The 14067-nt window shown below is 51.0% G+C and carries 12 protein-coding genes; 4 read left to right on the forward strand and 8 right to left on the reverse strand.

The annotated features are described in order from the left end of the window. Positions 1 to 2: 2 nt before the first annotated feature. From VSQ62_RS21455 to VSQ62_RS21490, 8 genes are all read right to left on the reverse strand, one after another. Positions 3 to 815 carry an alpha/beta hydrolase gene (locus VSQ62_RS21455; protein WP_334636813.1) on the reverse strand — a complete coding sequence of 271 codons (813 nt, stop codon included), beginning with the start codon at positions 813 to 815 and terminating at the stop codon, positions 3 to 5. 14 nt (positions 816 to 829) lie between these two features. Next, positions 830 to 2014: a M20 family metallopeptidase gene (locus tag VSQ62_RS21460; RefSeq protein ID WP_334636814.1), complete on the reverse strand. Its 1185-nt coding sequence runs from the start codon at positions 2012 to 2014 to the stop codon at positions 830 to 832. A 74-nt stretch (positions 2015 to 2088) separates the two neighbouring features. Next, positions 2089 to 3186 (reverse strand): sugar kinase, encoded by a 1098-nt coding sequence (locus VSQ62_RS21465; RefSeq protein WP_334636816.1) that lies wholly within the window; start codon positions 3184 to 3186, stop codon positions 2089 to 2091. 31 nt (positions 3187 to 3217) lie between these two features. Continuing rightward, on the reverse strand, positions 3218 to 3856 hold the full coding sequence (locus VSQ62_RS21470) for a bifunctional 4-hydroxy-2-oxoglutarate aldolase/2-dehydro-3-deoxy-phosphogluconate aldolase (RefSeq protein WP_334636817.1): 639 nt from the start codon (positions 3854 to 3856) through the stop codon (positions 3218 to 3220). Positions 3857 to 3895: 39 nt separating this feature from the next. Then, positions 3896 to 5638, reverse strand: a complete 1743-nt coding sequence (gene ilvD, locus VSQ62_RS21475) for a dihydroxy-acid dehydratase (RefSeq protein ID WP_334636819.1) — start codon at positions 5636 to 5638, stop codon at positions 3896 to 3898. A gap of 265 nt (positions 5639 to 5903) precedes the next feature. Beyond that, positions 5904 to 6614 (reverse strand): FadR/GntR family transcriptional regulator, encoded by a 711-nt coding sequence (locus VSQ62_RS21480; RefSeq protein WP_334636820.1) that lies wholly within the window; start codon positions 6612 to 6614, stop codon positions 5904 to 5906. Then, complete coding sequence (yqeC, locus tag VSQ62_RS21485) at positions 6607 to 7383, reverse strand: selenium cofactor biosynthesis protein YqeC (RefSeq protein ID WP_334637744.1); 777 nt, start codon at positions 7381 to 7383, stop codon at positions 6607 to 6609. Before yqeC ends, VSQ62_RS21480 begins: the two co-directional genes overlap by 8 nt. 8 nt (positions 7384 to 7391) lie before the next feature. Then, positions 7392 to 10535: a hybrid sensor histidine kinase/response regulator gene (locus VSQ62_RS21490; RefSeq protein WP_334636821.1), complete on the reverse strand. Its 3144-nt coding sequence runs from the start codon at positions 10533 to 10535 to the stop codon at positions 7392 to 7394. A 222-nt stretch (positions 10536 to 10757) separates the two neighbouring features. On the opposite strand from VSQ62_RS21490, the gene VSQ62_RS21495 reads away from it, so the two are divergent. The 4 genes from VSQ62_RS21495 to VSQ62_RS21510 are packed head-to-tail and all read left to right on the forward strand — an operon-like array spanning position 10758 to position 14065. After that, a complete protein-coding gene (locus VSQ62_RS21495) occupies positions 10758 to 11327 on the forward strand; it encodes an RNA polymerase sigma factor (protein ID WP_334636822.1) in 570 nt (189 codons plus the stop codon). 17 nt (positions 11328 to 11344) lie between these two features. Continuing rightward, complete coding sequence (locus VSQ62_RS21500; protein ID WP_334636823.1) at positions 11345 to 12100, forward strand: hypothetical protein; 756 nt, start codon at positions 11345 to 11347, stop codon at positions 12098 to 12100. Then, a complete protein-coding gene (locus tag VSQ62_RS21505; RefSeq protein ID WP_334636824.1) occupies positions 12088 to 12990 on the forward strand; it encodes an ABC transporter ATP-binding protein in 903 nt (300 codons plus the stop codon). Before VSQ62_RS21500 ends, VSQ62_RS21505 begins: the two co-directional genes overlap by 13 nt. Then, on the forward strand, positions 12959 to 14065 hold the full coding sequence (locus tag VSQ62_RS21510; RefSeq protein ID WP_334636825.1) for an ABC transporter permease subunit: 1107 nt from the start codon (positions 12959 to 12961) through the stop codon (positions 14063 to 14065). The genes VSQ62_RS21505 and VSQ62_RS21510 overlap by 32 nt, the downstream gene beginning before the upstream one ends. The last annotated feature ends 2 nt before the right edge of the window (positions 14066 to 14067 follow it).

Genomic DNA, 14067 nt, shown 5'->3' on the forward strand with positions numbered 1-14067 from the left:
AACTAATCCACTCCAAGATCCGCATCTATCCCAAGCCACCAGCACAACACATCCTTGATCCTCTCATCCCAGTATTTCCACTGATGATCTCCTGCGGATTCACTGCTGCTTAAGTCATATCCAAGCTTTCTTACATGTTCCCAGGCTGTTAGATTCCCCTGATATAAGAAATCTTCCGTGCCGCACCACGCATACAGGCGCGGCCGCTCCTTATCAGAAGCCGCGAGCTTATCCGCCAGGGCAAGAAGATCATTATCCGAACCCGCAAGCTTTTCAGCACTCCCGAATATTCCCTGAAACAGCGGCAATACGTCTGACTGCTCCGTTATATTACGCTTATAATCTTCCACAATATCCAACGCACCGGACAGTGATGCCGCAGCGCCAAAGGTATCACCCGCCCGAAGTCCCAGCTTCCATGCGCCGTAACCGCCCATAGACAGTCCTGCCGCCAGCATATCCTCTCTCTTCTGGGACATCCTTGGGAAAAATTCACGGCAGATACGCGGCAGCTCCTCCGAAATAAATGTCCAGTACCTCATCCCGTAAGTAGTATCCGTATAGAAGCCCAGATGGGTCGTTGGCATCACCACCGCGATCCCAAGACGGCTCACATAACGCTCGATGGAAGTCCTGCGCTGCCAGGTCGTCTGGTCGTCACTCATGCCATGCAACAAATACATCGTCTTATACTGCCCGTTCTCCGCCCTTCCTTCCATGCCGATCTGCCTGCTGGTCTTCTGCGGCAGGATCACATCCATATTCATACTCATCCCCAGGACATCCGAGAAAAAATCTACATGCATCAATGCCATCTTCCGTTCCTCCTTCAATCATTCATCTCCTCCACCAACGCCTCCAACACTGCCTCACAGCGCCGTATATCTGCAGTTTCTACGAACTCATCCGGCTTGTGGGCATACCTTAAACTCCCGGGTCCATAAGACATGCACTCCCGGTTCCCAAGCTTCCCGGCGATCACGGCCGTGTCCGTATATCCTGGGAATACACGCACCTTACATTCTTCCTCCGTCACCTTTTTAACCGACTTCTTAAGCCCTTCAAGCAATACGGAATCCTCATTCTTCTCAATATAAGGCCGGTTACCTGTCACCTGATAATCTGCCCTAATTCCCAGAACCATCTTCTTCGCTTCATCGACCGCCATTTCTACGATTCTAAGCACTTCCTTATCATCGATCGGCGGCGACAGCCGAAAGTCCATCCAGAGCTCACATTCATCCGGAACCACATAAGGCTGATATCCTCCTGCGATCTGTCCGAAGGTCACCGTTGAAGGACCCATCTCATCATGCACCGGAAGTTGTCCGAATGCCGCTCTGATACGTGTGATCATCTCTGCCGCGGCAGCCACCGCGTCTGCCCCCTGTTCCGGCTTGCTGGCATGCGCCGTGATCCCATGCACATTCACCTTAAGCCAAAATCTGCCCTTATGGGCCATCTGGATCTCTCCGTCTGTGGGCTCCAAGTCAAGCACCCAGTCATCCCTTCCTACCAGACCTCTTTCTATCGCATGTTCAACACCCCGCATATCCGCTTCCTCATCTATCGTACACAGAAGACGCAAGGGATAACGGAGATGAAGAATTCCTTTGGCCGCCGCTTCTGCCATCTTGCGGAACACGTTCAAGGCGCAGGCAAGCCCCGCCTTCATATCGCAGGCGCCCCGGCCATAGATCCTGCCGTCCTTAAGCTCTCCTCCAAAAGGATCCCTCGTCCAATCCTTTCCCGCTACCACCGTATCCATATGGCAGGCAAGCACCAGCATCGGTCCCCGATCTCCAGACAGCCTGCCGGAAAGCTCATCCCTGCAGCTTACCGGAATCGTAGCCACTATATTATTACGACCCGGCAGTACCTCATCAACTGCCAGGTCGATACTCAGATCCGCAAGATATTGCCTGACGAATGCTTCTATTCCACTCTCACCCGCTCCCGGATTCGTACTCTCAATTCGTACCAGTTCACGGGTCAGTTCTACCGCATCACACATAATTCTGCTCCTTCCTCTTATGTATATTCATTATAAGAGAAAGCATCCGCAAATGCAATATCAACACATCATTCTTATCTTTGCACCCTTGCCCCGGCGCCTCCCATGATGGCTTCTACTTCCTTCTTGCTCGCCATGGTGGTATCCCCCGGCGTCGTCATAGCAAGCGCACCATGCGCTGCCCCGTAATTGACCGCCGTCTGGGCATCGCCTGTGGTCATCAATCCATAGATCAGGCCGGACGCGAAGGAATCCCCGCCGCCGACACGGTCCATGATCTCCAGGCCCTTATAATCCTTCGCCTTATAGATCTGGCCATCCGCCCAGCAGATGGCGCTCCAGTCATTGACCGTCGCGGTCTTCACTTCCCGCAGAGTCGTCGCGACCACCTTAAAATTCGGATACACCTCAGCCGCATGATTGATCATCTTCTTGTATCCGTCAAGGTTCAGTTGTTTCAGGTTCTCGTCATTTCCTTCGATCTCGAAACCAAGGCAGGCCGTGAAGTCCTCCTCATTTCCGATCATGACATCTACATATTTCGCGATCTCTTTGTTCACTTCCTGTGCCTTCTCCTGCCCTCCGATGGCGCTCCACATAGACGGCCTGTAATTCAGGTCATAGGAGATCACCGTTTTGTACTTCTTCGCCGTCCTGATCGCCGCAAGCGCCGTCTCGCTTGCATGCTCGGACAACGCTGCATAGATACCGCCCGTATGCAGCCAGCGTACCCCCAATTCTCCAAAGATGTACTCAAAATCGAAATCCTCCGGCGCCGCCTTGGAGATCGCCGTATTGGCACGGTCTGAGCATCCCACTGCTCCCCGGATGCCGAATCCCCTCTCTGTAAAGTTCAGTCCGTTTCGGCAGACCCTTCCGATTCCGTCGGTCTTCATCCATTTGATCAGAGATGCATCTACACCGCCCTGCAGGATAAAATCTTCCATCAGAAGCCCTACTTCATTCTCTGCAAATGCAGTGATCACACCCGTTTTCATCCCGAAGCATCTTCGAAGCCCGCGGACCACATTATACTCTCCGCCGCCTTCCCATGCCCTAAAGCTCCTTGCCGTCCGGATCCGTCCTTCTCCCGGGTCCAGCCTCAGCATCACTTCCCCCAACGATACCGCGTCATACCTGCATTCCTTTGCCGGTCTCAAATTCAATTCCATTGCCTGTTATCTCCCTTCTTATTTCAACTCTTTAATTACGGATAGATGATGCTAACTCCACCGCGTCCTTCGTAAGCTCGCGGATCTTGTCAAATTCTCCGTTCTTAACCAGATCCCCTTTGACCATCCAACTTCCGCCGCAGCAGACAATCTTGTCACAGCTAAGGTAATCCTTCAGATTCTTAGCGCTGATTCCGCCTGTCGGCATGAACTTCATCATCGTATACGGAGCCGCCATTGCCTTGATCATGGCAACGCCGCCCGCCTGCTCTGCCGGAAAGAACTTGACTACTTCCAGACCGCGCTTTGCCGCCTGCGCCAACTCGGAAGGAGTGATACATCCAGGGAATACGGGAATCCCCTTTTCCAGGCAATCATCCACGATCTCCGGATCAAAGCCCGGACTCACGATGAATCTGGCTCCTGCTGCCACAGCACGGTCCACCTGTTCAACCGTCAGCACCGTACCTGCCCCAACGAGCATATCCGGATACTCCTTGGTCATCAGACGTATAGATTCTTCGGCCGCTTCCGTCCGGAAGGTCACCTCGGCACAGGGAAGTCCTCCTTCTGTAAGAGCTTTCGCTAACGGGAGCGCATCCTTCGCATCCTCCAGCACCACTACCGGCACTACCCCATATTTACTGAATTGTTCCGCAATTGTATTCATATCTTCCTTACCTCCTAATTCAACAGCCCCAAAGAGAACCTATTCCAGATACGCTCCCTTCATCGGGCTTACCGCATGTTCACTGAACAGACGCAGAACCCCCTTTTTGTATTTTGGCTTGTGCGGCTTCCAGTTCTTACGTCTCTCATCAAGTATCGCTTCCACTTCTTCCATGGTCTTTCGCTCTCCCGCAATCCCGATGATATTCAGCTTCCGCTCTTCTACATCGATCTCGATCAGATCACCTTCTTCCACAAGCGCGATCGGGCCGCCATCCACTGCTTCCGGGCTGCAATGGCCGATCACGGGGCCTGTGGAAGCTCCTGAGAAACGACCGTCCGTGATCAGCGCGATGCTTTTCCCAAGTTCTTTATCACTGCTGATCGCCTCGGAGGTATAGAACATCTCCGGCATCCCGCTCCCCTTAGGCCCTTCGTAGCGGATAAATACCGCATCGCCTTTCTGGACCTTATGCTTAAGCACTGCATCCAGACATTCCTCCTCACTGTCAAACGGTCTCGCCCTTAAGACCGCCCTGAACATCTCCTTCGGACATGCCGTATGCTTGATAACAGCTCCTTCCGGTGCCAGATTACCTCTTAATACAGCAATACTTCCGTCTGTACCGATTGCATTCTCATAAGGACGGATGATATCCTCTCTGGAGAGCGAAACCTGATAACGCTGATTAAATTCCTGCAGCCATTTCTGACATCTCTCATAAAATCCGCTGCGTCTCAGTTTATCCAGATTCTCCCCCAGTGTCTTGCCAGTTACCGTCATAACATCCAGATGCAGATAATCCCGGATCTCCTCCATGATCGCCAGTACTCCGCCCGCATAATAGAAGCATTCTGCCGGCCAGCGTCCTGCCGGACGGACATCCAGAAGATATCGGGCATTCCGATGCAGACGGTCGAAAGTATCCCCGGTAATCTCTATGTCAAATTCATGGGCAATCGCCGGGATATGTAGAAGGCAATTGGTGCTCCCTGAGACAGCTGCATGCACAAGGATCGCATTTTCAAAACTATCCATGGTAACGATATCACTCGGACACATATGCGGTATGGATGCAAGCTTCACCGCCTGCTTCCCCGCCTCCCTGGCAAAAGCCAGAAGATCCGGGCTCGTCGCAGGCATCAATGCACTTCCGGGAAGCGCAAGGCCTAAGGCCTCTGCCATGATCTGCATCGTCGAAGCCGTACCGATGAAGGAACACGCGCCGCAGCTCGGGCAGGCATTGCATTTTGCCCATTCAAGCGTCTTCTCATCGATCTCTCCCCTCTGATATCTGGCGCTGTACATCCCTAACTGCTCCAGGGTAAGCATATCAGGTCCTGCGTTCATCGTCCCTCCCGGCACTACCACGGAAGGGATATCCACTCTAGCCAGCCCCATCAGATTACCAGGCATCCCTTTGTCACAGCTTGCCAGGTATACCCCCGCGTCAAAAGGCGTTGCATTGGCATGGATCTCGATCATATTCGCGATCATCTCGCGGCTTGCCAGGCTGTAATTGATCCCGTCTGTTCCCTGGCTCTCCCCGTCACAGATATCCGTACAATAGTAACGCGCACCATATCCTCCCGCTTCTTCAATTCCCACACGGACCGCTTCTACCAGAATATTCAGATGGCCGCTTCCCGGATGACTGTCGCCATAGGTGCTCTCGATCATCACCTGGGGCTTTGACAGATCCTCAGTTCTCCATCCAGTTCCGATACGCAGCGGATCCAATTCCGGTGCAATTTTGCGTATTTCCTGACTTCTCAATTCCATAATCTCTCTTCTCCTTTCTCTAAAAGCAATACAGCATTGCAACATCTGACGTCTTATGTTATTGTGGTTTTATTATAATATTTCACTCACTTTCCCGCAATACATCTGATGTATGTATTCTTTATTCTATCTTTTGCACAAAAAAAGAAACTTTTCATCATACGAAAAGCTTCCATTTTGTGCATTATATCTATTCTGTTTTTTAAGTCATTTGAAAAAAGGCAAATACATCTGATGTATCATCTTACCACATACCCATTTCCATTCATGATTTCCTATCTCTTTCTTCAAGAAGTCTCATAATCGTCTGACGATTAAAGGTCAGATGCATCATCATAGCGCATTTGGCGCCTACAGAATCCCTCTTACATATTGCCTCCGTGATAGCCCTGTGGGTCTGCAGCGTTTCTTCTTTTAATAAACGATGCGTCAGATTGGCAAATGTATAGACAGCCGTATTGATTACCGGAACCAGTGTCTCCACCACCTGATTCTTGCTGCACCGCGCTATGCAGGTATGAAATTCAATATCTTTGCTGATATGATTATGCCCGCCCTGATATAGCTGCTCCGTCTCGTCACACAGACGCTTCAGCGTGACCAGTTCGTCCTCGTCCGCATTCCTGCAGGCAATCGCCGCGATCTCCGGTTCGATCATAAGACGCACCTCGAACAGATCCAGCGCCATCTTATACTTATCCTCCATCTTCCCAAATCCCAGAGGATCCTCATCCAGAGTGTTCGTACTGATCACATAGGTCCCGGAACCTCTGCGCACTTCCAGTATCCCCCGGGATACCAGCCCTTTTACCGCTTCCCGGATCGTGCTGCGCCCCACGCCGAACCACTCTGCAAGCTCGAATTCATTCGGAATCTTCTGTCCCGGCTCAACCGGCTCCTGCAGGATATATTTCATCAATTCATCCTCGATCTGTGCACCCAGGGGCTTCTTGTTCTTCTTGTCAAAACTATACATTCTTATATTCCTCCGGAAGCGCTTCCTGCATTGAAGTTACAAGCACCTTCGTATTCCCGCATTTCCTATTCTTAATCTCCCGCCAGATATCTACTGCCGTCTCCTGCCTTCTGTCCGTATCTGCCTTATTCAGTACAACCATATATTCCATAGATCCGGCAATTCCTTTTCTTCCCGCCCGGTCACTCACAGCAAGCATCGCAATATCCTTCGGCTCAAGTATATCCCCCGCATCCTTTTGCAGGAAATCTGCCGCCATCTCCGCCCGGAAACATACCTCACTGATCCGTCTTCCCACCGCATCCAGCCCGTATACCGACAGGACACAGGTTATCTGGGGCAGAAGCGCCGGCTCATGTTCTGCCGGGATCTTAACCGGAAGCCGTCTGGCCCCGTCCGCCTCTATCAATACGGGACCAGGAATCTCAAGAACACGCTCAAGAACAACCTTAGGAAGAATCTTGATCTTCCCCTCCCCGGCTCTGGCTCCGGCAAATACACACCCTACACGCTCCCGGGTCTCCAGAATCTCTTCTACAGACGGGTCGATCAGAAATCCCGGGAAATCCTCTGCCTTCATATGTGTCGTTGTGATCACGGCCGGCTTAGCACCGGATGCCTGGTATTCCTTCGCCAGCCGTTTCAACAGCGTCGTCTTCCCGCCTCCGCCGACCGCCGCTATCCTTGGTCTCCCCTGCCGGTCAAGAGACAGGGCTTCTACCAGTGATGAGTGCACCTTAAGCTTCCCTTCTATCACCTCTGCAACCATTCTGCACACTACGTCAGCACCTTCTCCAGAATATCAAACAAAGCTTCCATATCAATGGGCTTTGCAATATGCCCGTTCATACCGCTCTTTAACGCCTCCTGCCGATCCTCCTCAAAGGCATTGGCAGTCATCGCTATGATCGGTATGGACGCAAGCTTTGGATCCTCAAGCTTACGGATCGTCCTGGTCGCCTCATACCCGTCCATGACCGGCATCTGCACATCCATAAGCACCAGTTGGTAATACCCCGGTTCAGAGTCCTTCAGCATATCAACCGCCTCCTGACCGTCTTTCGCGACCTCCAGCGTGAATCCCGCCTCCTCAAGAATCGCTTCCGCAATCTCCTGATTCAATTCATTATCCTCTGCCAGAAGGATACGGCCTGCGCGGAATGATTTCTGCTCCAGAATCCCGCCCTTGCGTTCCTCTTCCTCCGCATTGACGATCGAATGCAGACAGCTCCTAAGTTCTGATAAGAACATCGGCTTGCTGCAGAATGCCGTCACTCCGGCTTCTCTTGCCTCATCCTCAATATCCGTCCAGTCATAGGCCGTCAGAATAATGATCGGAACACCTTCTCCCATCTCCTTGCGGATCCTTCGTGTAACTTCTATTCCGTTCATATCCGGCAGCAGCCAGTCAATAATGTATACACTGTAAATATCGTCGCGCATGACCGCCTGACGGGTGCGCAAGACCGCCTCTTTTCCTGACAAGGTCCACTCCGCACGCATTCCGATCTGCCCCAGCATATAGGAAACGCTGTCACAGCTATTGAAATCATCATCTACGACCAACGCCCTGCAACCCTTAAGCTGCGGGATATCCTGAGGAATCTTTTCCCCGGAATGCAGACGGAACGTAAATGAGACCGTAACCTCTGTTCCCACGTTCTGCTCACTCTTCACCACAATAGAACCGTTCATCATATCAACAATATTCCTTGTGATCGCCATCCCAAGGCCAGTTCCCTGGATTCCGCTGATCGTCGAATTCCGCTCCCTTTCAAATGGTTCAAAGATATGGTCAACGAACTCCTGACTCATACCGATACCGGTATCCTTGATATTAAATTCATAATTAGCGCTGCCGGCAGGCGCCCCCGGCTTCTCCGTGATCCGAAGGCTGATGATGCCGCCCGCTCCTGTATATTTTACCGCATTGCTGAGCAGATTCAGCAACACCTGATTCAGCCGCAGCTTATCGCAATAGATCTCCTCGTCGAAGACATCCACCGTATCTATATATAACTCCAACTGCTTGGCATGGACATCCGCCTGCAGAATATTCTTAAGCCCATGCAGGATCTCCGGCAGACTGCACTCCTTCTCATCCAGGTGCATCTTGCCGCTCTCGATCCGGCTCATATCCAGCACATCATTGATCAGACTCAGCAGATGATTCCCTGATGTCATGATCTTCTTCAGATACTCTTCTACCCTCTCCTTATGCTCGATATGCGTGATCGCCAGAGCTGTAAATCCAACGATCGCATTCATCGGAGTTCGGATATCATGAGACATATTGGACAGGAATACGCTCTTCGCCTTGCTGGCTCTGTTCGCCTGCATGAGGGCATCCTCAAGCAGACTCTTCTTCTCCATCTCCTCGCGCATCTCCACATCCACACTGCGGAAACCCATGACAACTCCCTGGATCTTCTCCCATGCTCCGGTCCGGACGACCTTCATCTGGAAATATCTCATCTCATCATTCCACAAAGTCCGGTAATTCACGATAGAGAGTTTCTTGTCCGACAATTCGTTCTTAAGGCCGTCTACAGAAGCCGCTAATCTAAGCATCTCCCTGTCTTCCTCATACACGAACTTCTGTATGTAAGTTTCCATGCACTCTTCCAACACCAGATCACCATGGAAGATCGAATCAAACATATGCATATGGTCGTCTGCGACCTGCAGATGTCTGCCTTTCCCTGTGTCAAGGTCAAAGAAGCAGACCATGTTATAATCCACGCTCAATGCCTGAAGCAGTTCCTTATTATGCTTCTCCTTCTCTTTCTCCTGCTGCTTCTGACGGGTACAGTCCAGAAGGAACCGCTGATAGAACAGTTCTCCGTCCTCCTTAAGGAGCTTAATATTCCCCATCACATGCAGAAGCTCCCCATCCTTATGCCGGACACTGTATTCTACACTGACGCTGTCCCCTTCTTTCTTAAGTCTCGTGATACACTCCCTGAGCCTCTCCTTATCCTCAGCCACGACAGAATCCGCAACCATGTTGAATCCTTCCGCAAGCATCTCCTCCTGCGATTCGTATCCCAGGATATTGAGCGCCGCTCTGTTAACCCTGATGATACGTGTTCCGTCCAGAGAATGGCAGAGGATTCCGCAGTCCATACTGGTGAAAACCGTCTCCAGCGTATGATTCTTCCTGACGATCTCCTGTTCATAGGCGCGCTCCTGAGTCACGTCGATCGCGACACCCACTGTACCCATCACGCTCCCGTCCAGATCATACAGCGGAGACTTATAAGTCGTCAAAAGCTTGGTTCCATCACCGGTCATCACCGTCTCCTCAGAGACGAACGTCTTCTTCTTGCTCATGACCTCCCGCTCCGACTCGATACAGGCCGGATCGTCGAACTCCACATCCCAGATATACGCATGCCCGCGTCCTTCTACCTGCTTCTTCGTCTTATTGACCGTCTTGCAGAAGCTGTCGTTGACCTTCTCATGTATCCCGTTCTTATCCTTATACCAGATCAGATTCGGAATATGATTGATCGTTGCTTCAAAGAAATGACTAGTCTGCCAGTAATCCTTCTCTGTCTTACACTCCCTAAGCCACCTGAGAATATGAAATCTGCTCTCGGCGTCTGTCATCGGCATCGTCCATATATCATGGATCTCCTCCATATATTCTTCCAATAACAGAATCTGTTCCTTATCTGCAAGCACAATAAGACTGGCATCCGGCCTCTTCCCGGAAACCAGTGTCTTCATTATACTCACGCTGTCCATACCATGTAGATTCGCCAGTATTACGTCTGCCCCGGACGACAGCCCTTCTTCTGGTTTCTCACTCTCCATAAACTCATGGGTAAAATTCTCAAAAGGACGTATCTCCTTCACAATATCAAAAGTACCGCATGTATGACCTATTAAATAGAAATGAATATGGCAATGGTACATCTCTGTCCTCTCCTCATATATACATATAAAATAGTAAGCATTCTTTCACATATATATTGTAACAATTGTACAATTCGCTGTCAATACGGAGATACCCGTGTTTTCGACGCATTTGCGGTTCTCTCCCATGCCGTTTAAAATATTTTGCCAAAATAAACTCCTTTTTGCCGTTAAAAAGGTTATATTAATTGTAAGACGTTTTACATAAGGGAGATGAGCCTCGTGTTGGAAGATAAGGAACTGATCCGGCGGATCCAAAACGGAAAAACAGAATATCTGAACAAGATCGCCGAAAAATACTATAACGACATATACTATTTCTGCCGCTATCAGACCGGCAGCCGGGAAGATGCCTACGATCTGGCACAGGAAACATTCCTGCGCTTCATAAGATATGTAGACCATTATCGGTACCGTAACCTGAAAGGATATCTTCTGACCATCGCCATGAACCTATGCCGGGAATATATGCGGGCAGCCGCGAAGACACATTCGCAGGAGAATATCATTGACCCCGCGGCCTGGCACAGTATTCTGACAAGTTCAGAAACGCCGCATGCAGACAGCCGTACGAGAACCTCTGAAAACGCGGTCTTACTTGCCGAAGCGCTCCTTGCACTCCCGCAGACACAGCGTGAAGCCGTACTTCTCCACCATTTCTACGGATATAAGAACCGTGAGATCGCACGGATGACAGGCGCTTCTTATGATGCTGTCAAATCCCGCATCCGACAAGGACTCCAGAAGCTCGGCAAACTTCTGGATCCTGATGATTTCAGAGAACATCTATAAAGAGAGGAGAGATTATTATGACATCACATATACCAAAGGACGATGAATGGCGATTTCCATTGGACGAACGAAAGAAAGTCCAGAGCCTTGCCGTCATCCGCCGGGAAGCTTTAAAGAAACGAATCCGGCATTATCCGGCATTTCCGGAACACATATGGAACCAGCTTCGTTTCAGACCCTTAGATCAATGGCTCACCCAGGGAGGCGTCCTCATAGCCGCCATGCTGCTGGCGCTTTGGCTTCGCCGTGAGAACACCGGGAGCCTTAATTCAGTTACCGCCTGCTCCGTGTTCCTTGTATTTGCCGGGAATATCTGTTTAAATCATGCGGCACGCCTGTTTTCCTGGCATATGGCAGAGCTTGAGCAGACACTTTACCTGAACCTGAAACAACTGATCTGTATCCGGATGCTGGAAGCAGGAATCGCCGATCTGATCATACTGGCGCTGTTTCTTGGAATTACCGGCCATAACAATACCATGGGGATCGGAGTAACCTTGCTCTATATGCTGGTTCCGTTTCTGTGGTCAGATACGCTGTACCTGCACATGCTGGTACACATAAGAAGCACCTCCTACGGCTTCCGCTCCTTCGCCCTTGGACTGCTCTGCGGTATCCTCGCACTGTTCCCGGTACTGTGGGCACCGGCATATGAGCCGGAAAACCTGATCATATGGCAGATACTGGCCTTCGCCGGCCTGTCTGTGCTGATCGCAGAAATATATTCTATACTTACGAAAATAGAAAGAGGGGATCATATATGCCTGAACTGACATTAGACCGCATTACCAAACATTTCAAGAATAAGATTGCCGTAGACAATGTCTCGCTCTGTCTAAAAGAAGGAATCTACGGTTTCCTTGGCGCAAACGGTGCAGGGAAGACCACTTTGCTCCGCATGATCTGCGGCGTACTTAAGCCCACCGCCGGAGAGATCCGCTATGACGGCGCCGAGATCGGCAGATTAGACGGCGATTATCGCTGTATGCTGGGGTATCTGCCCCAGGACTTTGGCTATTATCCTGACTTCTCCGCCCGAAGATACCTGGAATATCTGGCGGCATGCAAGGCGATTCCAAGAGAGCTTGCCCGCGATAAGGTGCAGGAAATGCTCCGCCTGACAGGGCTTGAAGCAGACCAGCGCGCGAAGATCAAGACATTTTCCGGCGGAATGATAAGACGTCTGGGGATCGCCCAAGCTCTCCTTAACGATCCGGAGATCCTGATCCTGGATGAACCTACATCAGGGCTTGATCCCAAAGAACGGATCCGCTTCCGCAATATCATCAGTTCTCTGTCCAAAGGACGGATCATCATCCTGTCCACTCATATCGTCTCCGATGTGGAATTTATCGCGGATAAGATCCTTCTCATGAAGCAGGGCAGGATCGAAAGCCAGGGCGCCGTTGGGGAAATCACCAGGGATATAGAAGGCAGGGTATGGGAATATCTGGCAGATCAGGAAGAAGCGCTGCGTATGAACGATATCTTCGCTGTCAGCAATCTGAAGAACGAGGGAGAGAAGGTCCGTCTCCGAATCGTCTCGGACGCCTGTCCCCGCGAAGGCGCCGTGCCGGTACATCCCGGCCTGGAGGACGTATATTTATATCATTTCGAGGAGGTATCAGAACATGTGGACAATCTGGAAAGAAGAGCTCTATAAGATCGCATCCCGCAAACTCGTCTGGCTGGGGGTATCCCTTCTGTTGGCGTTCGTCACCTTCCGTCTGTATTCGGAGCAGAACACCTACTCCTCGACGATCGACGGGAAGACCTACCGGGGCGCAGAAGCGATCAAGAAGGATCAGGAACTGACCCGGCTCTATGCCGGAACCCTGACTCTTGATAAGGTGAAACAGATCTATGAAGAATATGGATTTTTCTCTTATGATAAGGATGATAAGACACGGCTGGGGAATTACTGCAACTGGTTTATATCGAAGGAATTCACGAATTTTATGCAGACCGACGGGTATGATCCGGGACAGGTCCATTTCTACACGGGACAGGACTGGGAATACAATGCCGAACCGCTTCTCCATGGCGGAATCCGGTTCGACTATATCTACGGCTGGAGTGATCTTGCAGAAATATATCTCATGACCATTATCGTATTATTTATCCTGCTGATCATAGGGCTGACTCCTCTCTTCTCAGAAGAATACCAATTGAAAACCGCGGATATCTTAAGAACCACGCGGAGAGGAAGACAGAGCGGAATCTGGATGAAGATACTGGCGGCCTTATTCTTCTCTGTTGTCCTGACCTTGGCAGTGACCGCCTATCTGTGGGGAATCTACCTTGACGTCTACGGCACTCAGGGACTAGACGCTTCGGCCGCTCTCTTAAGCTTCGCTTATGGATATTACCCGGAAACAGCCGCAGGATTCCTGGTATTCCTCTTCTTCCTTGGGCTTGCGGGGGCGATTCTCCTGACCGGGCTTACGGCGGGAGTCTCCGCATTCTGCCAAAGCCCCTTCCTTGCGCTGGTCATCTCTGTCGCCGGATTCCTGCTGCCAGTCTTCTGGATCAAGGTATTTGCCCCTACATGGATCCTTGGCCCAAGACTCACGAAGCTCGTAACCCACTTCATGGCATCCATGCCGGCATATCTCCCGCAGAATCCCGGATTCTCATTTTCCAGGGGGCAGCTCATACTGCACCTGTGTATCGCTCTGGCAGCCGGGACCGGAGGAATCCTGCTCGGATACCGCAGGTACCGAAGTGCATCACACTAATA

Origin of the sequence: Sporofaciens sp. JLR.KK001 (assembly GCF_036941055.1) — a bacterium.
In the GTDB taxonomy this organism is placed as follows: domain Bacteria; phylum Bacillota; class Clostridia; order Lachnospirales; family Lachnospiraceae; genus Sporofaciens.